This window comes from Anoxybacillus tepidamans PS2 (genome assembly GCF_000620165.1).
Classification (GTDB): Bacteria; Bacillota; Bacilli; order Bacillales; family Anoxybacillaceae; genus Anoxybacteroides; species Anoxybacteroides tepidamans_A.
The window spans coordinates 55,126-78,716 of the sequence record NZ_JHVN01000010.1 but is presented as its reverse complement, the minus strand read 5'-3'; the positions used below and the strand labels follow the sequence as shown (position 1 = coordinate 78,716).

Annotated in this window: 22 protein-coding genes; 18 read left to right on the top strand and 4 right to left on the bottom strand. The window is 40.5% G+C overall.

The window, feature by feature from the left end; all coding sequences use genetic code 11:
- Window positions 1-152: 152 nt before the first annotated feature.
- The 3 genes from N667_RS0109700 (at window position 153) to N667_RS0109690 (ending at window position 3,485) form a co-directional block, all read left to right on the top strand.
- Window positions 153-548, top strand: a complete 396-nt coding sequence (locus N667_RS0109700; protein ID WP_027409386.1) for a DoxX family protein — start codon at window positions 153-155, stop codon at window positions 546-548.
- 176 nt (window positions 549-724) lie between these two features.
- The gene (locus N667_RS0109695; protein ID WP_027409385.1) at window positions 725-1,780 is read left to right on the top strand and encodes an FUSC family protein; all 1,056 of its coding nucleotides are present in this window, start codon (window positions 725-727) and stop codon (window positions 1,778-1,780) included.
- A gap of 478 nt (window positions 1,781-2,258) precedes the next feature.
- Window positions 2,259-3,485: an MFS transporter gene (locus N667_RS0109690; protein ID WP_027409384.1), complete on the top strand. Its 1,227-nt coding sequence runs from the start codon at window positions 2,259-2,261 to the stop codon at window positions 3,483-3,485.
- A gap of 205 nt (window positions 3,486-3,690) precedes the next feature.
- Here N667_RS0109690 and N667_RS0109680 read toward each other — a convergent pair whose 3' ends face one another.
- Together N667_RS0109680 and N667_RS20400 are read right to left on the bottom strand one after the other, a co-directional pair.
- On the bottom strand, window positions 3,691-4,926 hold the full coding sequence (locus N667_RS0109680; RefSeq protein ID WP_027409383.1) for an MFS transporter: 1,236 nt from the start codon (window positions 4,924-4,926) through the stop codon (window positions 3,691-3,693).
- 63 nt (window positions 4,927-4,989) lie between these two features.
- Window positions 4,990-5,061 carry a VOC family protein gene (locus N667_RS20400; protein WP_084279104.1) on the bottom strand — a complete coding sequence of 24 codons (72 nt, stop codon included), beginning with the start codon at window positions 5,059-5,061 and terminating at the stop codon, window positions 4,990-4,992.
- Window positions 5,062-5,361: 300 nt separating this feature from the next.
- Between N667_RS20400 and N667_RS0109675 the strand changes: the two genes are divergently transcribed.
- The 3 genes from N667_RS0109675 to N667_RS0109665 all read left to right on the top strand — a co-directional run bounded on the left by N667_RS0109675 (window position 5,362) and on the right by N667_RS0109665 (window position 7,689).
- Window positions 5,362-6,522, top strand: coding sequence for a DUF4062 domain-containing protein (locus N667_RS0109675; RefSeq protein WP_027409382.1), 1,161 nt, complete (start codon window positions 5,362-5,364; stop codon window positions 6,520-6,522).
- Window positions 6,509-6,667, top strand: coding sequence for a hypothetical protein (locus tag N667_RS20015; protein ID WP_198020538.1), 159 nt, complete (start codon window positions 6,509-6,511; stop codon window positions 6,665-6,667). The genes N667_RS0109675 and N667_RS20015 overlap by 14 nt, the downstream gene beginning before the upstream one ends.
- A gap of 341 nt (window positions 6,668-7,008) precedes the next feature.
- Complete coding sequence (locus N667_RS0109665) at window positions 7,009-7,689, top strand: M15 family metallopeptidase (protein ID WP_051530020.1); 681 nt, start codon at window positions 7,009-7,011, stop codon at window positions 7,687-7,689.
- 192 nt (window positions 7,690-7,881) lie between these two features.
- Here the strand turns inward: N667_RS0109665 and N667_RS0109660 are convergent, their stop codons facing one another.
- Window positions 7,882-9,105 (bottom strand): TolB family protein, encoded by a 1,224-nt coding sequence (locus tag N667_RS0109660; protein WP_027409380.1) that lies wholly within the window; start codon window positions 9,103-9,105, stop codon window positions 7,882-7,884.
- Between the two features lie 271 nt (window positions 9,106-9,376).
- On the opposite strand from N667_RS0109660, the gene N667_RS18540 reads away from it, so the two are divergent.
- From N667_RS18540 to N667_RS0109610, 10 genes are all read left to right on the top strand, one after another.
- Complete coding sequence (locus N667_RS18540) at window positions 9,377-10,132, top strand: ADP-ribosylglycohydrolase family protein (RefSeq protein WP_232223950.1); 756 nt, start codon at window positions 9,377-9,379, stop codon at window positions 10,130-10,132.
- A 751-nt stretch (window positions 10,133-10,883) separates the two neighbouring features.
- Complete coding sequence (locus N667_RS0109650) at window positions 10,884-12,290, top strand: amino acid permease (protein ID WP_027409379.1); 1,407 nt, start codon at window positions 10,884-10,886, stop codon at window positions 12,288-12,290.
- 337 nt (window positions 12,291-12,627) lie between these two features.
- Window positions 12,628-13,950: a TIGR00366 family protein gene (locus tag N667_RS0109645; protein ID WP_027409378.1), complete on the top strand. Its 1,323-nt coding sequence runs from the start codon at window positions 12,628-12,630 to the stop codon at window positions 13,948-13,950.
- Window positions 13,951-14,117: 167 nt separating this feature from the next.
- Window positions 14,118-14,570 (top strand): hypothetical protein, encoded by a 453-nt coding sequence (locus N667_RS0109640; protein ID WP_027409377.1) that lies wholly within the window; start codon window positions 14,118-14,120, stop codon window positions 14,568-14,570.
- A gap of 330 nt (window positions 14,571-14,900) precedes the next feature.
- The gene (locus N667_RS18535; RefSeq protein ID WP_027409376.1) at window positions 14,901-15,332 is read left to right on the top strand and encodes a hypothetical protein; all 432 of its coding nucleotides are present in this window, start codon (window positions 14,901-14,903) and stop codon (window positions 15,330-15,332) included.
- Between the two features lie 39 nt (window positions 15,333-15,371).
- Window positions 15,372-15,641: a hypothetical protein gene (locus tag N667_RS19775; RefSeq protein WP_156936109.1), complete on the top strand. Its 270-nt coding sequence runs from the start codon at window positions 15,372-15,374 to the stop codon at window positions 15,639-15,641.
- A 609-nt stretch (window positions 15,642-16,250) separates the two neighbouring features.
- A complete protein-coding gene (locus tag N667_RS0109625; RefSeq protein WP_027409375.1) occupies window positions 16,251-17,828 on the top strand; it encodes a Vga family ABC-F type ribosomal protection protein in 1,578 nt (525 codons plus the stop codon).
- Between the two features lie 155 nt (window positions 17,829-17,983).
- The gene (locus N667_RS0109620; protein ID WP_027409374.1) at window positions 17,984-18,493 is read left to right on the top strand and encodes a DUF3916 domain-containing protein; all 510 of its coding nucleotides are present in this window, start codon (window positions 17,984-17,986) and stop codon (window positions 18,491-18,493) included.
- Between the two features lie 212 nt (window positions 18,494-18,705).
- Window positions 18,706-19,329, top strand: a complete 624-nt coding sequence (locus tag N667_RS0109615) for a LysE/ArgO family amino acid transporter (protein WP_027409373.1) — start codon at window positions 18,706-18,708, stop codon at window positions 19,327-19,329.
- Between the two features lie 126 nt (window positions 19,330-19,455).
- On the top strand, window positions 19,456-19,638 hold the full coding sequence (locus N667_RS0109610) for a DUF4083 family protein (protein ID WP_027409372.1): 183 nt from the start codon (window positions 19,456-19,458) through the stop codon (window positions 19,636-19,638).
- A 407-nt stretch (window positions 19,639-20,045) separates the two neighbouring features.
- On the opposite strand, the gene N667_RS0109600 is transcribed toward N667_RS0109610, so the two are convergent.
- The gene (locus N667_RS0109600) at window positions 20,046-21,230 is read right to left on the bottom strand and encodes an RNA-guided endonuclease InsQ/TnpB family protein (RefSeq protein WP_027409371.1); all 1,185 of its coding nucleotides are present in this window, start codon (window positions 21,228-21,230) and stop codon (window positions 20,046-20,048) included.
- A gap of 413 nt (window positions 21,231-21,643) precedes the next feature.
- On the opposite strand from N667_RS0109600, the gene N667_RS0109590 reads away from it, so the two are divergent.
- On the top strand, window positions 21,644-22,168 hold the full coding sequence (locus tag N667_RS0109590) for a sigma-70 family RNA polymerase sigma factor (RefSeq protein ID WP_232223949.1): 525 nt from the start codon (window positions 21,644-21,646) through the stop codon (window positions 22,166-22,168).
- Window positions 22,165-23,229, top strand: a complete 1,065-nt coding sequence (locus N667_RS0109585) for an anti-sigma factor (RefSeq protein ID WP_027409369.1) — start codon at window positions 22,165-22,167, stop codon at window positions 23,227-23,229. The genes N667_RS0109590 and N667_RS0109585 overlap by 4 nt, the downstream gene beginning before the upstream one ends.
- The last annotated feature ends 362 nt before the right edge of the window (window positions 23,230-23,591 follow it).

Below are 23,591 nucleotides of genomic sequence, written 5' to 3'. Positions count from 1 at the left end.
AATATTTGAATCGAATATAAATATGGTCAAAAATCACGATGATTTTTCTGGCGCGGAAGAAAAGGTGAAAAAGCTGCTTATAAGAGCATAAAATGTCAAAGCCGTTATTATTGTTTTTTTATATATAAAACATCTTAAGGAGGGACAGAAACATGGTGGATCTAGGTTTATTAATTATTCGTTTGGTCGTTGGGTTCACATTTATGGGACATGGTGCGCAAAAATTGTTTGGTTGGTTTGGCGGTCATGGAGTCGAGGGAACAGGAGGCTGGTTCGAGTCCATCGGCATTAAGCCGGGAGTCACGATGGCATTGTTAGCCGGATTGGCCGAATTTGTAGGGGGAGCCTTATTCGCTTTAGGATTTTTGACTCCAATCGCAAGCGCGCTCATCGCCATCACGATGCTTGTTGCTATCGTCAAAGTTCATGGCGCCAATGGATATTGGATCACGAAAAACGGTTTTGAGTACAATTTCGTACTACTAGCTGTTGCAATCGGCGTTGCCCTCATCGGCCCTGGACAATACGCGCTCGATGCGCTTTTCTAAAAAAGCATAAGTTTTCTATCAGGATTGAAGGGAAGAACCCTTCAATCCTTTTTCATTGTCAACACTATGTCCCAATGTTTCGCTTGTAATAATTTACTTTTTCCCGTTCATAATAACGGTACGAACACAAAAGCACCGATATGAAGTAACAGGCTAGTTTAAGCAAGGGGATTTTTATGAAAAACAACAAAAGAACACAACGATTTGCTCTCATAAAAGGAATCGCACTTATTGCAAAAATGGCTTTAGCTTCCGGGCTCGCATGGAAACTGGCCAAAATTCTAGGATCCAAGCACCCTTATTTAGCACCCCTAACAGTTATTCTGTCGATGCAGGAAACCGTAATATATTCGGCTACATACGCGCTTTATAGAATCATTGGCACCGTTTTTGGCGTTGCTGTGACGTTTTTTATTGTCAGCCATTTACAGGTAAACGGTTGGACCATCGGCGGGCTGCTATTTGGCGGAATGCTGATTCCCGTGATATTTAGAGTACATAAAACGATTATCCACCAAGTCGCATTGACCATCTTATTAGTGTTTGTCTTTGCCCATAAAACAAGCGATTATTCCTTTGATCGAATTCGTGACACGATCGTGGGGGCCATTACCGTCCTTTTCGTTCATATGATCCTTTTTCCGCCTAACTACGTGAAAGAAGCGCGTCAAACATTAAATCAATTTGGATTTCATCTTGTTCAGCTGTTTAAAAGAACAGCTTACTGGGTAGAGCATAACTGCTTCGCTCTAGAGGGCCAAGAACTAAAGAAGGATGTTACCAACTTGCTTCAAGAATTGCACCAAGTACAAAAAGATTTGCAACTGGCAAAAAAGAGCCTCAAATTCAATCCATTTTCCAAAAATAAACAACAACTACTACAACAATACGAACAATTTCTCGCGCAGCTGACGACAGGATACATGTATATTTCCGACGTGTTAACCACGTTCAAGGATTGGGCAAAAACAGAGACGATGTCAACAACTGAGCAACAGCAATGGGCTGCTCAATTACAAATGCTAGGAGCCTATATTGAAAAACGGCTCCATCAAAAAGTAAAAGAACAGCCATATTCAGAAGCTTTGAAGCTTACACCTGACTTACTTGATTTATCTTCCATTTCAGCACAAATGATGGTTCCGACAGAACTGAAAGAGCATAGATATGCATTAAGCTTGTATCATCAGACGCTTCAGTTTATTCAGGAACTAAAAACAGCACAGCAGTAATTAGCGATCGTTATTTCTGATACAAAAGCAACGAAAATAAGCAATGTGCAGCTTGTTTGTATGAGAGAACTGAAAAAATCAAACGTTTTGTATAAGAAGCTCTGAACCGGAAGAGAAATTCTTCCGGTTTTTCCGTTCCATCATTTAAGGTTTTGCTTGGCAAGTATTATGTGATTGCTGATTCCCACAAGCAGGCTTTATTTATTGATTTCACAGAATAGGAGCCACAAAAATTTGTAGTAAAGAAGGCAGAACCATTTTTTCGTAAAAAAGATTGCCCTGATTATCTAATTAGATTAATATCAAATTAGATAATCATCAAATAAGATGAAGGTGAGATGCCAAATAAGTGTACCTATGATAAACGTAACAATTCGCTTCCTGCCAGAAGAACCTAGTAAACGGCATCTTTTTTACGAATCTAATTAGATATTTATCAAATTAAGAGCAAATTCAACGAGTAAAGGGGGAAGGTAAGGTGAAAAATATCGTCCGTGTTTTTCAACAAGAAAAATACTACCTGCGATTATTTGCAGCAGGAGTTGTGAATGGAATAGGAGACCGTTTTAGTCAAGTCGCTCTTTTAACTTTATTGTTACAATTAACAGGGTCAGGGCTTGCTGTTGGTACTGCCTTAGCCATTCGAGTCATTCCTTTTCTATTATTCGGCCCTTTTGGGGGGATGCTGGCTGATCGATTTTCACGAAAGAAAATACTGATTATCACTGATTTATCTAGAGTTGCTTTTGCCATTTCTTTTGTATTGGTAAACAACGAATCCGATATTTGGATCGTTTATCTCAGCACCTTTATTTTAGCAGCAGGGGAAGCGATCTATGCTCCTGCGCGAAAGTCGTTGATTCCTTTGCTCGTGAAGAAGGAGAACATTATAAAAATCAACGGCTTAGAACAAGTAATGCTTGGAATGGTTCTAATAGGTGGCTCGTTTTCGGGGGCACTTGTGAGTTTTTTCTTTGGACCGGATATGACGTTTTGGCTCAATGGGCTTTCCTTTTTAATCGCCGCTATGCTGATTGCTTCTATTCCATCGTTTACTAGCAAAAATGATCATATAAAGAACAACGAGGAGTTGAATCTCTTCTATTCTATAAAAAGGATGAAAAAATTAGTCACTGCTTCTACCGCACTGTATATTGCATTTTTGTTCGAATTCATTGTGCCTCTTTTCAATGGGATGGATAACGTGCTCGTTAGCATCTATGCGGTTCAAGAATTTCATCTTGGTGATATAGGAGTCGGTCTTTTTTATGGCGCTCTCGGAATTGGGCTCATGCTAAGTTTTATAATGGCCCAGCGCATACACCAAAACCTTTTATCCATCGGTTTGGCAGCGCTTATACTAGAAGGGGCATGTCTGATCGTTTTAAGCCGTGTTCACTTAGCGTTTGCTGCTTTTGTTATATATATTCTCGCCTCTTTTGTATCCGGCATTGGCAATACTTGCTTTGATTCAATCGTCATGAAAGAAACGCCGACCGATCACCAAGGTTTAGTATTCGGCTGGCTGGCGACTATGTCTAATACATTAATAGGATTATCGATGTTCGCATCCGGTATGATTTTAGAAACAATCAATAATAGAATGCTTGGTTTTATAGGAGGAATGGGCTTTATATTAACGGGGCTATTTCTTTTTATAGTATATTGGATAAAACAAAAGGAACCGCTAAATCAAAAGGAGTAATGATATACTTAATGATCAAGCAAAGGAGAGGACATGCGATGAATCCATGTTTTAGCGACTTATATCGCGCTTTTTTACAAGCGTTTGAGAAAGAGGCATTAATCGTCGAAAAAAAATAAGCTGTTGGACGTATCGCAACACGAATACGTTCAAACAGCTTATTTTATAATGTGCAGCTATACTTCATCGTAACTGCTGTCAACGATCATGCTTTGGCTTTAGCTGGTTGAAGCAGCCGAAACATCGGCAGCATTACTATAATGCCGATGACAAATAGAGCGGCCGATGCTTGGTAAATCATAAGTAAAGAAAATTGTTCTTTTAACAGACCAGCTAAGCTCATCGTAATAACCATCGATCCCATAAATAGCGGCGTCAATATTCCATTCACACGGCCTACGAACGCTTCCTCAGTATTGTTCATAATAATTGTATTAATCCCAATGTGAAGGGAAGGCATGAATAGACCAATGATAAATTCTGCTAGTAAAGTCAGCCAAAAAATCGTAGACCATCCCATCACAAAAACACCGATAGCCGTACTTGCCATTCCTAACATAAGAAGAATATGGGGTGCCACGCGATTTGAAAACACCATCGCCATACCGCCGCCAATCGTCATGGCTGCTCCGTGGGCTGCGAGCAGCCATTGCAAATAGCTCTCTTCCATTCCAAGACGCTCGGTTACAAGAAAAATACCTAATGGGTGGATCAAACCGATTCCTAACCCCGCAGTCATGAAGACGCCTCCTAAAATGACAAGCACCTTACGCGACCATACATAGCGAAACCCTTGTTTCATTTCATTCCAGAGAGACGCCTTGCTTCCAACCTGGTCTTCCGTTCGGTCAGAAGGCAACGAAGTCAGTACGAGGGCAGAGAGCAAAAACGCAAGGCCCACTAAAGCCATGGAGACGTAAATGCCGAATTGTTGAAATACAAACGTGCCTACTACGGGACCGATGACCATAAAAACGGCGATCATCGTCTGAAATAACGACATCCCTGCCTGCATCTGTTCTCCGGGAACATGTACTTTAAATAGCTTCATTCCTGAAGGCTGAGAAAATTGCGATAAAATGGCAGAAACAAAGGTTGCGAGGAACACCGCTTTCCATGTGCTAAAAAGAAGCGCGATCAATATGACAAAGATCGATATAGCGCTTAAGAGGTCACACCAGATCATCGTCCGTTTCGGCCGCCAGCGATCTGCAAACGTGCCGCCAATAAAAGAGAAAATAAAAATCGGGGCAAACTCGGCCACCGAAATAAGCGAAACGGCAAGCGCATCGCCGTCTGTCTTTTCCGTGACAAACAATAAAATGGCGAAGTTGCGTATCCAAATGCCGACTTGGATGAATAAACCGGCTGTCATAATCGTTTGGATGAAACGATTGCGCAACAATGATGCCATGGATGGATTAGCATTGGCTGTTGACATAAGAGCAACATAACCTCCTCGAGTTGTATTTATTTCAATGGTGCTTGCAGAACTAGCTCACCGCTAGTTTTTCGCCAAATTCAATTGCCATGAAACACCGTACCGGTCTTCAACCCAACCAAACGACTGTCCCATTTTTTTAATCCACTCCTTTTATCGATCATATAGGAACAGAGCAAAATCATATCGTGTATACGAATGTATGTTCCTGTTAATGTATTATGGATGATCAAAAGCCATTTGTCAACTATTACAATTTCTTAGTTTTTAACCTTTGATATGGTGGATTAGAGATTGTCCTATAGTTCCGTGGCTTTCATATATTTAGAAAAGGGGCAGGTAGTGGTTCTTTAAGCAATTTCAAAAACAAAAGAAAATTTTTGGAAGGAATAGAGCCACTTTTACCGAATTTTAAGCAGGGGGTGGTGCGAAAATATGGACCGAACTACAATTTTCATCAGTTCCGTGGCACAAGATGCGCTTTCCTCGATACGCAACGCTGTATTTGAAGAATTAAAAAAGATCGGGCATGAACCGATTCGCTTTGAAGACAGCATGCGATATATTCATCAAGATGCCATCCGTACTTGCTTGGAGTATGTATCAAGAAGCGATATCTTTTTACTATTTATTGCCGATAAAGCAGGAACCTTTTTAGAGAGTGAAGGGAAAACGGTAACCCATCTTGAATTTTTGCGCGCCTATCACGAAAATAAACGCATCATCGTATATGTTCACGACACCGTTCTTAACGCTTATTTTCGGACAATTCGGCCGCAAATCAAACGGTCATTGATACATCATCTAAACGAGCACAGCAAGGAGCCGGATTGCATGCTGACATTTATAAATGAACAAATTGAAGAAAACAAGGATATTGCTGAGAACTACGTCTGGTACTTTCTTTACGATGCGGAACAAAAAGGCATCTACTTTGAAAAATGCTCATTAGGTGTCGAGGTGCTTCCAAACATTAAAAGCTATCTCTCCACTCTCTTCAAAGAAAGTCTGCAATATTTAAACATTCGTTCGGAAATTGAACGGAGCCTAGAACACGTCCACATGTATGGAGATTTTTATGAGCTTTCTTTGGAGTTCATCAGTTTATTGGAAAACGGGCAAATTACGAATTGGAGACGATTATTAGCACTGTTGCGATCCCAGATGACCGGCTGCAATATATACTCTGCCAATACAAAATACCAACAAGAAGCGTTAGGATCGCTAATGGCCTGCAAGGCAATCACTCTTTACGAAAAAAGAGGCGACCACATGATTTGTAAAGAATACGACGGATTAACGACTCCCGAGAATTTTTCATTAGATGACACTGAATCCTACGTCGTCCAAACATATAAGGACCCCAATCATAACGAAAAGTTGTATTATTCACTAGAAAAAAGAATATGCTATTTCCTGTTCAAAGTAAAAGACTATGTATTTTGCCTTCATTTGCCGCTATTAGGGGAGTGGGATTATTATAAACTCAAGGCTTACCAAGAACATATATTTAATGCTATACTGGAATCAAAGGGATATTCTTATTGCTACTTTATGAAAACACTTCTAGGAGGTCTTGCACGTGAACCATTATAAAGAAAACGTCATACTCATCGCCTCCGCACCTAACGGATATGCAAAGAAAGTGGTAACAAATCGTCTAAACCAAATGAAGCGCGATCACGCTAATTTACAAAATAAACTGTCGCAAATAAAAAATGCATTTCGCAATTCAAAATAAATCCTTATATAATAGAAACAGAATTCGTATAAAAATCGGAGCCATTCGAGGAACGACATCAAAACATTCATAGTTAAAATATTTGGCTAATCTGACGGTTCAGCAAAAAAGGTTAAGCAACTTTTTCAATTGCTTAACCTTTTTTATTGAATATTTGCTAAAAATCAAAAACATAGCAATCCATATTCCATCATTTTCAAACCCTCTAATTATAATATTCACCAACGCTTTTTTGCATATTGGAAAGACAGTCTAAAAAAGGATTTATTTTTTATTTTGTAGAATTTGTCAGTAACTAAACTTTGTTCTTACTTCAATCGTTTAGAAAGAAGGGATTGTTGGTGAAAAAGGACAACAAAATTTTGATGAGTGACCCAGTTGTTTCCTCCACCCATGTCCGGCCTTCGCAAGAACCGTTTGTGAATCTCATTCATTTTGACCGAGATATTGTCGTCGACCCATCACTTTCTAACAGGAGTCGATATTTCTCATGTGTTCGCTTTTCAGTAGCCGAGAAACTTTCGACCGCTAAAGCGCTTCTTCCAAAAGGAGTCCGCTTTTTGGTGAAAGAAGGATACAGACCTCTTCATATTCAACAACTTGCCTTTGAGCGGGCATTGCAGCGGGCCAAAAAAAGCTTTCCGAATGAAGATTTAAACTATTGGTTAGCGGAAGCCTCTAAATACGTAGCGCCCCCTGATGTCGCTCCTCATCCAACAGGAGGAGCCATCGATTTAACCCTTATCGACGCGAATGGAAACGAGTTAGATCTTGGAACACAGTACGATGCCATACCGCAAGAAACCAACTATGCGACCTTTTTTGATGCAACTAACATCAGTAAGCAAGCCATGCAAAATCGGCAAATGCTTGCCTACGCTCTTCAGTCCGTTGGCTTTGTGAATTACTTTACTGAGTGGTGGCACTGGTCATATGGCGACAAATATTGGGCTGTAATGACTAATGCCGACTGGGCTGTTTATCCTCCTGTTTCGGAGCAAGAATTAGTAGATTTGTTGTAAAAAGAAGCGATACATTCGGGTATTGCACCAGCTTTTGAGGATAGAACTTCAACCGCCGTATCCATAAAACATGAACCTCTCCCACCTCCATTTCATTTAGAGGTGGGAGACTTCTCGGTGGATTATGTTAGAAAAGTTGAATGAAAATTACCATAACATGTAATGGAGTTTGGCATAAGCCAAACTCCGTTTTTATTCCGCAAACGCAACCTCTTCGACATTTTTCAGCCATTGTCTGGCGTTTGTTCCATCGGCATTGGCGATCCAAAGGTCTTTTTTTCCGAACATCGAGTCGGATCGAAACCAAGCAAGTTGGTTCACTGCTTTGATATAGTACGGATTGTAATCACCTTTTCCTTTTGGAGGAGCGGTGATTTTTATTTGCTTGTTACTTTCAATATCCACATGATAAAGAGACGGCAATGGGTGTTTCGTCACATCGTTCGACCATTCGCGTTCCGGGATTCTTGACGTAATAATGGAACGATCATCTTTCCACGTAAAATCGAGTTCCGCATAGTGCTCCGGCGTGATCGATGCGGATGCGGGCCATTCGCGTATTTTCAAATCTTTATTTTTAAAACCAAACACAATTCTGCCGCCTCCAGCAATGTATGCTAAAATATCGCGGGTCGGCGCCCATTTCGGCAATCCGACGCCTAAAATGACTTCGTCCAACACTTGAAAATCCGTGCCATTAGCGGAAATGACGCAAAGCATATTGCTGTCCATCGACCACGAAGCCGTCGGCGAGACGATGAACGAAATCCAGCGATGGCTCGGAGAAAAGGCGAAATGATTCGCAATAATTGATATAATTTTTAGGTCTCCTTTGCTTAATTCCTTTGGAATCGTAAAAAAAGTTTTCGCTTCATCGGTGCCGGTAAATGTACGAATTTCCTTTTTAAACAAAATCGGGTTCGTCCAGCCGTCCGGTCGAAGCTGTGCACTTGAGGATAAGAGCAAACTGCTTCCATCTGGCCACCACGCATAGCTGCTAACTCCTAGTGCGATGTTATAAAATTGTTGAAAATTCGAGACATCCAATGTCTGTTCATCTTGAAACGCAATAAGATTTTGATGCGGCGCCCATTGCGGATTGTATCCATCGTGAAAAATATGTTTTGTTTCCTTCGTTTCAACATTATAAACCCAAATTTCCGTTTGTGCTTTCTCAGTTGGAATCTTCGCCGGAACTTGTTTTTGGTACAACACCCATTTGCCGTCATGCGACCATTGCGGATTGGACACTCGTCCTGAGCGGGTGATTTGTTGCTCTTTGCCACCCTGAACAAGCCAAAGATTCCCTTGGCGGATAAAAGTCGCCTTTAAGTCATGCATGCGGGTTGTGTTAGCGTGGGCAAACATAGGAAATGAAAAGAGCCATACGATCATCAGAACAACCAACCGATACATTTGATATCCCCCATTTCGTAATATTTATTGTTAATGTTTGTATCCGGGAGCATAATATGTATTTTTTATCATGGCGCTCTTCGCATTCCTATTACTAGTACACCATTCAATATCTTGAAAAGAAGAAGGGACAGGCAATGTTATTGAGAATATATACGGTATGAATGAGGTGAAAAAAGGAAATTCCGAGTAGGAAAAGAAGCCAAATGGAGGAGCGTATCTATTTTTCAACCTCATCGAAGTCTCTGATTGCTAAAAAGGGGGATGACATATGCTTGATAAAATTAAAGGTGGATTATTCGGGTTGGCAATTGGTGATGCGATGGGAGCGACGACAGAATTTATGAATGCAATGGAAATTCAAATAAAATACGGAAAAGTAACCAATATTATCGGCGGCGGTTGGTTAAATCTACCACTTGGAGAAGTGACCGACGACACTGCGATGACAGTCGCAGTAGCAAAAGGGGTTATAAAAAACAAAGAAAACCCTATTTCCGAAATCGGCGAAGAATTTTTAAAATGGTACGCTGCAAATCCGCCGGATGTCGGCAATATCATCCGCACGGTTTTATCGTTATACGACGGAAACTGGTTCGCTGCCGCGGCTCAAGCTTGCCAGAACCTTGGTGGCCGATGCGCTGGCAACGGGTCGCTGATGCGCTGTTTGCCGATCGCTCTCGCATACGCGGATCAAAATAAAATGGAGGAAGTCACATACCTTCATTCCAAAATGACGCATGATGACGACGAAGCGGCGGAAGCATGTCTCATCTACAACAGAATTGCGCTCCGAGTACTTAACGGTGAATCTTTGTACGCTGCGATTGAAAACGAAATCACAGGCACGATATACGAGGCAATTTTAAAACATAAGCCCGATTGCCCTCCTAGCGGTTATGTCGTTCACACGATGAATTGGGTTCTTCATTGGCTGCTTCGCTATGATTCGTTCGAGGATGTCGTCATCGGCGCTGTTAACATGGGCGGCGACAGCGATACAATCGCAGCCATCGCAGGCGGATGAAAAGGGGTGGAAGTCGGCTACAACCAATTACCAAACCGTTGGACGGAAAAAATTAGGCGCGCACATACACTCGCCCACATAGCGGAACAACTGACAAACGTTCGTGCCATGTAAAAGTTTTAACACATAGTAACTGGCTGAAGGTGACAAGGAGAAATTTTAGAAAGGAAGAACGAACAAGGAGACTTGCCGTTCAAGGCTTGAAACAACAAATAGACATCGGTTTTTGCATGATAAAAAACAGGCTCAAGCGCTAATCAACATGTTTTATTGCCGATCCCCCTAAATGCGGATCATTCGCAAGCTTGCAAGCGGCGATGGCCACATTAGGGGAATTTTATTTAGAAATTGGATCAGCAATGATGAGATGATCGATTCACGAATACAGTCTTTGCATTTAATTTAAGAGGAGAGTCAGCGGCCGACAACGCAATTCTGAATAATATTTAGATTATTTATAAAATTATTATATTATAAATATTTTATATATTTTAAAATATATATCTTTTTTATAACACGTAATGAATAAATATAAATTTCGATATCCAAACACCAATCACTCTTATTTAGTTAAAAATTCAGATTTTTCAATTGATTTTTATTTTTCATCACAAAACAAACATGGGACTTTCGTTTTGAAAAATTGTATATTTATTCTCTTTTCAAAATACATACTGTTATGATAGAATAGCTTCAAACCTATTTCTCTTTAGGTTGCTAAAGATTATCAAAGGGGAGGAGAAAAACATCAATGAGTGCTTTTTTTAGGAAAAAGTCTATCGACCAATTGCAACGAGAAGGGGCCAAAAACACAGGACTGAATAGGGTCTTAGGATTATGGCAGCTTACCGCAATTGGTTTAGGGGGTATCATCGGGGTAGGTATTTTCGTATTAACGGGTGTTGCTGCTGCTGAGCACTCAGGACCTGCGGTTATTTTATCGTTCATTATCGCTGGACTGGCTAGTGCTGCTGCTGCACTATGCTACGCAGAGTTTGCTGGTTTAATACCCGTTTCTGGAAGCGCTTACACATATAGCTATGCTGTGTTAGGAGAAGGAGCAGCATGGCTGATTGGATGGGATTTATTGCTCGAATACACCCTCGTTGTAGCCGTAGTAGCAATCGGTTGGTCCGGTTACATGCAGGAAATTCTTCAGCATATTGGAATTCATCTTCCGGTATGGGCGCAAGGAGCTCCGGGCACTGGAGTAGGCCACAAAGTCGACTTGATTGCCGTATTAGTGAGCCTTGCGATTTCTGCATTGCTTTACTTCGGTATTGAATGGGGTTCTAGATTTAACAACCTCATGGTTATTATTAAGTTAAGCGTTATTTTAGTGGTCATTGCTGTAGGTAGTTTCTATGTGGATTCGGCGAACTGGCATCCTTTTATGCCTTTTGGCTTCCACGGTGTCATGAGCGGAGCAGCCCTTGTGTTTTTCGCTGTCTTTGGCTACGACACTTTAACAACGGCAGCAGAAGAGGCCAAAAATCCGCAGCGTGACTTGCCGATCGCTGTCGTATTATCGTTGGCTGTTGCTCTATGTCTATACGTTGCAATGTCGCTCGTTATTACAGGAATGGCTCCGTATCATACACTTAATAACGCAGCGCCAGTTGCTAAAGTGTTTAGCGATGTTGGATTGAAGTGGATCACGCTAATTATCTCTGCAGCTGCGATTGCCGGAATTTTATCTGTTCTATTCTCATTTATGCTTGCAGGCTCACGTATCTGGTTTGCGATGAGCCGCGACGGTTTATTGCCAAAATGGTTTATGAGAGTACATCCTAAATATAAAACACCTTATCGCCCAACTTTAATTATCGGTGTGATTACTGCATTCGTTTCAGGATTCACTCCGATTAGCGAAGTAGCGGAACTCGTTAACATTGGGACTTTGTCGGCGTTTGTCTTAATTTGCGCATCTATCATTGTATTGCGCGTGAAGCGTCCAGAACTTGAAAGAAAATTTAGAACGCCGCTTGTTCCATTGATTCCTTTAATCGGAATCGGATTCTCCATTTACTTGATTATCAGCCTTCCTTCAATTACTTGGATTCGCTTTATTGTTTGGATGGCTGCAGGCTTGATTATTTATGCATTATACGGCAAGAGAAAAAGCACTTTGGCACAAAATGTTACTAACGAGCAGTAACATAAAAGAAGCTTTTATTTCTCTATTTCTGATGATACAAGATTACGTCGACCAATATAAAATGAATCACAAAAAGGAATTCCTTATATAGGAGTTCCTTTTTTTGTTAGCTATCTATAAATAGAGAAGTTCAAACAAAGCACTTGCATCTCATGCTAAGTGACCAAAGAGGGAGGAGCGTAATATGGTCTTCGTTCCCTCCATTTCACAAATTTTGATGGAACGGGTACTATAGGAATTTTGTAAGCAGAGATAGGAAAAAATACACTGTAAATTTTTATAATTTTTTGTTTATTTATAATTGTGGGAATAATCATTTTGTAAAGGGGGAGAACAGATGAAAGTATTATCGAATTTTTTCACAGTGCTTGTCCAGAGGTTTTTGCCTGATCCTTTTGTGTTTGCGCTTATTTTAACAGCGATTTTATTCGTATCGGGAATTGTCTTTACTCCCCACGGTCCACTCGATATGGTTCGTTTTTGGGGAGATGGATTTTGGAACTTGCTAGCGTTTGCGATGCAGATGAGCTTAATTTTAGTGACGGGACATGCTCTAGCGAGTTCACCGCTTGTGAAACGTGGACTACAAAAGGTTGCAGGCGTTGCCAAAACTCCGGCTCAAGGGGTTGTTCTAGTAACGTTAGGAGCAGCCATCGCCTCTTTAATCAACTGGGGCTTTGGTTTAATTGTCGGTGCTCTATTTGCTAAGGAAGTAGCTAAAAAAGTTCCAGGTTCTGACTATCGGCTATTAATCGCAAGCGCTTACATAGGCTTTTTAACTTGGCACGGCGGACTTTCCGGATCGGTTCCTTTATTGGCAGCCACACCAGGCAATCCGATGGAGAAAATAGCGGGGGTTATCCCATTAACGAAAACCATTTTTACTGGTTTTAACTTATTTATTACCATCTCGCTTCTTATTGTTTTGCCGATTATGACAAGACTAATGATGCCAAAGCCGCATGAAGTTGTAACGATTGATCCTAAATTGCTTACTGAAAACCAAAACGATATCCCTTTGGCAGCAACAAGTGAGAAAAGCTTTGCGGTGCGCATGGAAAACAGCAGAATTTTAACCTATCTCATCGTTGCGCTCGGATATGCATACTTAATTTATTATTTTGTGACAAAAGGATTCAAAATTGATGTCAATACCGTTAACTTAATTTTCTTTTTTACGGGTTTATTATTGCATGGCACGCCTTTATCGTATATGCAAGCCATTACGAACGCTGCCCGCGGCACAGCCGGCATTTTAATTCAATTTCCTTTTTACGCCGGCATTCAAGGCATGATGGAGCAATCAGGGCTAGGCGGGATGATTACAAATGCCTTTATTTCTATTTCCAATGAGCATACGTTTCCGGTTCTTGCCTTTTTAAGTTCCGGTTTCATTAATTTCTTTGTTCCATCCGGCGGGGGGCACTGGGTCGTTCAAGGACCTTTCATCATGCCTGCGGCAGCTTCTTTAGGAGTCGATCCAGGAATCGCAGCGATGGCCATCGCCTACGGTGAGGCATGGATGAATATGGCGCAGCCGTTTTGGGCGCTGCCGGCTCTTGCGATTGCGGGATTAGGTGTAAGAGATATTATGGGCTACTGCGTCACTACGCTATTGGTATCTGGAATTATTTTTATGATTGGATTGTCGTTTTTCTAAATTCCACATATCATCAGTGATATATTGTTTGTTAGCGCATCCTCCTTCGAATTGAAGGAGGATTTTTCCTTGCATAGGTGAACGGGAGAACGAGAGAAAATAGACGAGAATTTATGATGGCAAATACAGCCATCGCCTACTCTAAATAATCATCTTGGAGGAAGCTTATGCGACGATTTATTTGGATGTCAGCACTGGTTATTACAATCATTGTAGGCGCACAGCCAATTCAAGCCGCTTCACGGTTACCATGTAGCGTCATATTAGAACCTCTTGATCGACAACTTATGAATGCAAAGGGAGTCGCACTTGTATATAAAGTGAAGCTAACACCGAGTTTTCCGCGAACAAGCATCAGCATCCACGCTCTTCACTTGCCTCACCCTAGCACTTTGGGGAATTACGATACGTATGAAGGATTTGCTTTGATTCCAAACGAAATCAGCTGGCGCTTTGAATTGCATCCTTCTTCAGAGAAGCCTGATCCAACGTGGGCAGGAAGAATTGACAATATTACCGCCGAAATGAAAGGGGTACAAATTCAAGTACGTCCCTCTAACTCTAGAACAAAAAAGCTAGGTCCACCAGTTTTAGCGAATCATATGAAGTTTTGTAAATAAGACCTTTATACGTCTTTTGACAACATAGGCTAGCAACGACCAGAAGATCGAAATCTTATTTATAAGGAAGAAACAGACTCCGTTAAGAGGCAGAAAGTATTAAATGTCCAATAAACTGATCTTCAAATTTTTCTTCCCCAATCACCTACACTACGTAATGCTTAAGCTGAATTTGGATCTGAAAAACACGAAAGATAGGAAACAATATGATTTATTTCGAGGAATCATTCGCCACAGATCAATTTGTGGCTATTTTTTATACGTAATATATACATAAAAGATGCAACTGTATTAGTGTTGAACCCGTCTAATTGTTATGGGGGGAGGAAGTTGCAACGTCTAATAAGCCTATTTTTCGTTTTTATAATCGGGTGCACTTTCCTAACTAGTACGACTTATGCAAAATGGGCATATGCTTTTGTTGTTTATGATGGCAACACGTATATTATGTCTAACACTCGCGTTGAACCTAAGCAAATCGGTAAGAAAATAGGCCGAGTTACGAAATATTCAGATCAGGAAGGGATTTATAGTGGAAATTTTTCAAACATGTTTCCAGAAGGGACGGAGTACTATGAAATCAAAGGCGTGAAAACAAACGACGCAATTGCAGTGAAGGAACGTGATGAATTGTTTATAAAAGCTAATTACAGCGGTCAATATGCTGGCAGCAAATATAATTGGCAACATATTTTTCTATATTTTAGTATTGTTATTCTATTGTTTGGAATTATCTGTACATTTAAAATAAGAATGAAATGATCATAAACGGTTTGCACATCTATATAGAGGAGCATTTTCATGACATTATTTATCACATTTTTAGTAATCTTTTTTGTGTTGTTTTTAGTTAGTTCTTTATTTACAACAGACGAAAACAGACATCGACATTCATCTAGCGCAAATCATTTAAATAACCATCATATGGATAGCCATCTGTATATTCATCATGACTTCTCCTCGACAACTTCGGATTCTTCCTACTCTGATTGCGGCTCATCAGATTCTGGAGGTTTTTCAGGAGGAGATTCTGGCGGATTTGGTGGGGGAGATGGCGGAAGCTGTTCGTAAGTTGAAGCAAAACAGAGGCCATTTAAGCCTCTTTTTATTTTGGGAAATGATACACGCTTCACTTGGTATTTCCGGACGGCTGTTTAGATGGGAGGAAACCTCTTTTGGTTTGTAAAAAAATGTATTATCCTCTTTATCCGCACGAAAGAGGAATTTTCGAAAAAAATAACGCTTTTTCCTGTTTCGATAGGCATATGATTATATTATTGAAGAACGATTGAGATCTCAAACGCGGATTGAGAATCTGATGCCTAGAAAAACCCCCCATAAAAACTCGATTCAATCCAATTTTATGTAGCGTTTGACAATTTTTAATGTATTATGTAGAATTAGCATAAGTTATATGAGCGAAAGGGTGAACCGACGAACATGGACTGCTAATCCTATTTTGAAAAGACATTAATTGAAGGTGTTTTTAGCAGATCATTTTTCTGCTTTCTTTGTGTTGCCTTCAATTAAAGTTTTCAGAATAGGATTGCATTTCTATAGTTAGTTGCACCCAAATGGAGTAGGTTTCTTTTTGGTGTCCTACTATACTTATGCCTCCTATTCTGGAAACGGGTAGGGGGCCTTTTTGTCCCCTAAAAACAGAAAAATGGGGATGATAATATGATTCTTTTAGAAGCATTAAATATAAAGCACTATGTTAAAGATCGTTTGTTGTTTGATGTTGATCGATTAGTCATTCATAAAAACGATCGCATCGGCTTAGTGGGCCATAACGGCAGCGGAAAAACGACATTGCTGAACATATTAGCGAGAAAGATCTCTCCTGAAAAGGGAAGTGTCATTTGTCATGCTCAATGTGAATTGTTGCCGCAGTTAAAAAGGACTGATACGACCAAAAGCGGCGGAGAAGTGACACAAGAATATATTAATGATGCTATTGTGAAAGCCCCGGAAATTTTACTGGCAGATGAACCAACTACCCATCTCGATAGAGACCACATTGAATGGCTGGAAAAGAAGCTGAGCCAATGGAAGGGCGCTTTTATCATCGTATCCCACGATCGGGCGTTTCTCGATGCGCTTTGCACAACGATCTGGGAGATTCATGAGGGGAAGATCAAGGAATACAAAGGCAATTACAGCGACTATGCCGAACAAAAAGAGTTGGAACGCCGAAAGCAGCAATTAGCTTATGAAAAGTATGAAAAAGAGAAACAGGCGTTAGAGAGAGCATTGGAATTAAAAAAACAAAAAGCAGAAAGGGCCACAAAGGCTCCAAAAAAGGTGAGCCCGTCAGAAGCAAAAATCACGGGAGCCAAACCATACTTTGCGAAAAAACAAAAGAAACTGCAAAAAGCGGCAAAAGCGATCGAGACAAGATTAGAAAAGTTAGAAAAAGTTGAAAAAATTAAAGAAACGGCCCCCATTAAAATGAATTTGCCTAATGAACATACCTTTAAAGGCCGCATCATTATTCGTGTACAAGAGGTCGCGGGCATCATCGACAAGCGCGTCCTATGGAATAAAGCAAGCTTTCATGTGCGCGGCGGCGATAAGCTAGCGATTATCGGGCCAAATGGAAGCGGCAAAACCACTCTTGCGAAAAAGATCGTTGATCGGGAAGAAGGAATTATGATTTCCCCAGCGGTGAGAATGGGGTATTTTAGTCAAAACTTAAATATTTTAGATGTTGAAAAGTCAATTTTAGAAAATGTCCAATCCACATCCAAGCAAGATGAAACGCTCATTCGCACTGTACTGGCAAGACTGCATTTCTTCCGGGATGATGTTTATAAGCCAGTAGAGATTTTAAGCGGAGGCGAGCGGGTAAAAGTCGCGCTGGCAAAATTATTTGTTAGTGATATTAATACACTCATATTAGATGAACCGACGAACTTCCTCGATATTGAAGCAACGAGCGCATTGGAGTCGCTGTTGCAAGAATATGAAGGAACTGTGATTTTTGTGTCCCACGACCGTCGCTTTATTGAAAATGTCGCCACACGAATGCTCGTGATTCAGGATAAAGAAATAAAACTGTTTGACGGAACTTACAAACAGTATGAACAATATAAGAATCAAAAACATAGTCATAGCCGCAATACTAAGGAAGACGAGCGACTTTTACTCGAAACAAAAATTTCAGAGGTGCTGAGCCGATTAAGCATCGAACCAAATGAAGAACTTGAAAACGAATTTCAGAGGCTTTTAGAGAAAAAAAGGAAGTTGGGCATGTAATGAATCACATGGTATGGGCAGCAGAAGGCATTAGGGTAGTTCCTAGTGCCTTTTTCATAAGACTTTATGAAGGAATGTTGCTGATTTTTTGTTAAACTAAAGAAAAATCGTTAGCTTAATCGTAAAAAGAATCAAAAATAAAACAGGAGAGAAGTATGCGTGATAAGAAATTACGAGGTTTAAAACGAAAAATAAGAAATATGATTCAGCGAATCGAGCAAGAAACAGCAATGTTTCCTATGGACTTCTATAATGGGTATTGGCACTTTCATGTACCAGTTGCACAGAATTTTATATCTTCGAGTAAAACTCCATATGGAATTAAGCAATTATGTATTCAAACTTTATTAGCTAGGGCTGAACACTTAATTAAGATAAGACCTGATACTTCGGAAAAAGCTCGTGTAGTCGTTGCAATCACTCTACCTGATTTATCGGGCTCACAAATGATCGTGTTTTATGGCGATTCACACTTCGAGGGCTTTTTTGATAGAAATGACGAGTTTCAAAAATGGAGCCCTCTATCTAAAGAAAGAAATTTTGAAAGGGAATGGGGGATCAATATCCCCGATAATATGAGTGTTTTAGGATTTAAAGAACAAATCAATGATGGAGATGGGGATATATTTGAACAAGAAATTTGGTTTATGGGTGAATTAGATTAGGATTTGGCTACTCCCTCAACTAAAGCGAACATATATTTCATTAAGAATAGGGAACCCCCTTGTAGATTTGGGTTCCCTTAATTTTAGTCAGTTTATTAACACTAACATACTCCATGACAAGTTTTGATTATAAATCCACCCAATTGGTTGGAGACAATGATCGAGATCTAAGTATAATGATATTCGTAAATTAAGTGATAGGAGAGAGAAGGATGGTAAAAGCTTTTATTCACGGACTGATTCTTGCGTTTGGACTCATAATTCCTCTTGGCGCTCAAAATATTTTTGTCTTCAACCAAGGATCGGTTCAAAAGCGATTTATTAACACGCTTCCGGTCGTTCTTACGGCTTCGCTTTGTGATACATTGTTAATTATTCTTGCTGTTTTCGGGATATCTGTGGTGATTTTAGGCTCGTTTTGGATTAAAATCATACTGATGGGCATCGGGGTCGTATTTTTGCTGTATATGGGGTGGAGTATTTGGAATAGCGATCCTGCAACCAACAACGAAAATAGGAGTAATGAAGCTTTTACTCCGCTCAAACAAATTGCGTTCTCAGCATCGGTTTCGCTGCTAAATCCTCACGCCATCCTTGATACTATTGGAGTCATTGGAACGAGTTCACTTAATTATACAGGCTCGGAAAAAATTATGTTCACCGCTGCTTGTATTATAGTTTCGTGGATCTGGTTTCTAGGTCTTTCAGTTGCCGGGAGAATTGTAGGTCATTTAGACACGGAAGGGAGACTCTTACGGCTCATCAATAAACTATCGGCCATTCTTATATGGGGAGTAGCCGTATATATTGCTGGTCAATTATACTATACATTTTGAGAAGCTCAATGGATTTCTTCATATCAACAATCCATTTTCAAAATCCGAAGCAAAAAACTAGTCGTCGTTAAGGCTTATAACTCCATCGTTACTCGTTCTATCATTTATTAGAAAGGAGCTCTATATATGGACTGGGGAGCAGTTATATTCCAGCTTTTCATGCTCGCACTTCTTATTGCGTTTGCCAGCGCTGTATTTTTCTTAGTTAAATCATTGGTCGCAAAAGGCTACTCACACAATAGCACGGCGCGAATCGAAAAAAAGCTTGATAGAATTATTGAACTGTTGGAAAAACAAATGAAAGAATAATTCTAGCCCTCTAATGCAGTGTTTAGTATACTTTCATTCATCGCCAAGCTTAATTGAGACTTTCCGCATTATTGAATTGTCAGTTCTGCTAGTACATCTTTATTTTTTATAACTGCATTAGCCATCCTAAAACAACATTGCATGGGACGATATAGTAGAGAGGGAAACTTCTCCTCTCTATGACCCCCGTGCAAAAGAAGCATTTTTAAGGTCAATTCCATGAACCTCTCCCACCTACATTTCATTTAGAGGTGGGAGTTTCTTACTACTCGATCAAAGAAGCTTCAACGCAGAAGAAGGCGGTCTTCTTCGGCTCGATAGGAGTATCGGAAGTCTTCTTGACCGATTCAGTAAGCAACATCGGTCTGTCACCGATGGGGCGGTCCCACCCATCTACTACTTCTTGCTTAGGCAATCCGTAGATACGTGAGCGTCGTTGGCATGTCCCAAGGAGCGATCTCTTGATGGAGCGCCTTGCTCAAAATATTGCGGGCACCATGAATGTCCCGATGTTCTTGATACCCGCAAGAACAAGCAAAGATTCGTTGGGAACCTTTTTGTCTTTTTTGGCAGACAGGACATGTCTGACTCGTGTACGATTCGTCGACTTCTTTCAAACGAATACCTTGCTGGGCTAGTTTGTAAGCGAGATATTGCTTGACTTTCCCAAAAGACCAGTTGGAGAGTTTTTGTGCTTGTTTCCGGTGGACTTTCTTTTTCTTTCTCGTGTGTCGCTGCACTCCTTCGACGTTTCCGAGGTATACATCCGACACGGATTGCGCAAGGCACCAGTCGACGAATGGTTTCGTCGTTTTATGAAGCGCATCCCGCAGCTGGCGTTCCGATTTGGATAAGAGGTATCGTTTGGCTCGTTCGTATTTCTTCCACCTTCGGGAGCCTTTTTGGCATTTGGATTGTCGCCGTTGAATGTCAGCGAGCTTCTTGTTTCGGAGCCGATGAAGCGAGCGCACCTTTCTCCCTGTAATCAGGAGGGCTTGGTCGTTTTCACAAAAGGCGCCGATCGTATGGATTTCACCGAGATCGACACCGCCTGAACGACCCGGTTGATACGCTTTTGCTTCTTGACCGTCGTCGTAGGTGATGGCCAAATACCAACCGTGGTTATAACAACATTCGATTTCCTTGATCGTTCCTTTCGGCAAGTGGGAGACATGGACGAGGATCGGTTCTTCTCTTTTTCCACCATGGATGCCCATGGATAACGCAATGGTTCCATTTTCGTGCACTTTGAACCCATCTTTCGCCCATTTCGTGTTGAAGAGTTTCTTTTGTTTGTACGGGTAGCGAGCATGGTGAAGTCCTTTTTGAATGGCGGCTTGTGCTGATTGTCGTGCGAAGAGGTATTTGTGGCAAACGGCTTGGATCGACTGGCTGTGAAGATGGAAGCGGCCTTTCGTGTGCTTTTGCAGTTCGCTTTTTGAGATGCTGCGCTGCGGCCGTATTGTAAGGAAGTATTCTTTCGCGAGCCGGAGGCACTCATTCCAGACGCGGGCTGACTCTCGGTTGCAGGCCCATAGCCGTTCGAGATCCCTTTTTGATGCACGAAAGGCGACTTTTTGACCGCGGAGCATTGTCATTCCTCCCTTTCTCTGCATTTTGGCTAAGACGATTATAGCACATACGTTCTGTTCAGAAAAGCCAAAACGCCCGATTCATCTCCCACCTACATTCCATTTAGAGGTGGGAGACTTCTCGGTGAATGTGTTAAATGGCACATACTCGAGATGTCAAGAAATTAATATTGGCGATACATTAATTTATAACAATGTCAAAAAACAAAAAACAAAATAACCCCATCTAGCTTCCAAGAAGGATATCAAAAGTCCAGCGACAACCGCTTTATATAGAAGCGACTAAAGTATGTATCAATGTTCCTTCAAAATGCTATTCAATGACCTTCTGTAGCTAATAAATATGTTTCATAAAAATTTTGGAAAAACAGAAACATTTTTGCTTTTGATGCGTCTTTTATAGCGGAAGGAGGGTGGAAACCATTGCCAACCAATTAGAGTTCGATCAACTTATGCATCGATATTCTAAATCCCTTTTCGGCTATCTATATCGGCTAACAGGCGATTATCATTTGGCAGAAGATCTGTTGCAGGAGACGTTTTATAAAGTTTATTTACACATAAGCGGCATTAAAGAGGTAACACAAATTAAATCATGGATGTACCGGATCGCTTATAACACCTTCATCGACCATTGCAGAAAAACAAAGAAGGTACCACTTGTGCAGATAGATGATTTTTTTGCGTCGTTAAAGCTAGAGCCATCATTAGAAACGGAACGTGCGTTTTTGCAAAAATATGAACTGGAGTTGATTTATAAACATTTGGCCACCATGAAAGAACTGCAGCAAAAAGCAATTCTACTCGTCGCTGTAAAAGGATTTAGCTATAAAGAAGCGGCGGAGTTATTGAACGTAAAACTCGCTTATTTAAAAAGCCTTGTATTTCGGGGCAGACGGGAGTTAGAAAAACGATTACGCGATGAGGTGAAGGAATGAGAAAGGACGAATTAAAACAATTATTGCAGAAATATCAAAACGGCACACTAAGCGACGAGGAAGAACAGAAAATAGAGGAACTCCTAGAGAATTTTGACGTATACAATGAATTCCTTAACGAAACCCTTCATGATAAAGGGGTGAAGGAAGCCGATTTCGGAAAAGTGGTGAAAAAGGCTCAACAAACATTCTTTTTTCGAAATACGCTGCTTGTTGTATCGTTTATACTCTCAATTGTTCCGTTATTAACAATGTTTACTTTTATTTATTACGGTTGGGGACGGGAACAAAGCAGGGGAAACGATTTTATCCGAACTATTAGGACTGTGAATAAAATGATGGTCCCAAACGTGTACGTGGATTACGATACCGTTGCCAACGATATTAAGCCGTTTACTATGAGTGTAACAACCGACAAGTATAAGATGTTTGGTGATCAAAGAAGTTATTTAGGCAAAGATACTTACAAACTATTCTTAAATGATGTTTTTGCTAAAGAATCGAATTATCGAGTGATTGGATATTCCATTAATCAAATTGGGATCAACTTTATTCATCCAAAAGCCAAATACTTTTTACCCGACGAACGTACAAAAATTGAATCGCTCCCGAGCGATTGGCCGGTTGAAATCTATATTTCTCTGGATCGATCCTATTCCTTAAAAGAAATCAATGAAAAATTCAAAGGATACAATATGACATGGCTTGCGTTGGACACAGGTGTAGAGGAACAGATGAAGGATGATTTAGATTTTATTCGAACACCGGCCATTGGCTTTCCATACAAAAAAGTGCATGTAGATTCTATATTCAATCGTTCGTTTACCGATTACGGAGAAGTAATCAAGGGGCTTGAGTTATTGAGAAACAACGAAAAATGGGCGACGCAACTCACAGAATACAAAGACTTAAAAATGGCTGAGCGGCTAAAATGGGTGAAAAAGCATAGAGAATTGAAGATTTATGGAATCGCTATAACAGGAACAGCTAAAGATGTATTATCCCTAGAAAAGAGGAAAGAAGTTAACGTGATTCGGCTAGGCCTGATTCATTTGCCGTAGAAGAGAGGAGGGAACTCGAAAATGAGAATAGTAACCATCAATATGCTAAATACATTGGTAGCTATATTTTTGCTTATTTTATTAAACGTCCAAATAATATCGGAAATCCCTGTTTTTCATATCAGTTACATTTGGATTTCATTGGCCGGAATGCTCGTAGGCTTGTTTGGCCTCATAAAAGAAGACCGATTCTACTCCTATTTAGGTGGCATCCTTCATCTTATTCTCATCCTTTCTTGTATGGGTATGATTTGGTTTAGGATCGGCATGACCCCTCATCCGTAAAAACTCATGGACATCACAAACCGTCACCTCGTACTTATAGGGGAACAGCTTTGGATTGATTTTCGTCTCTTTTTTTC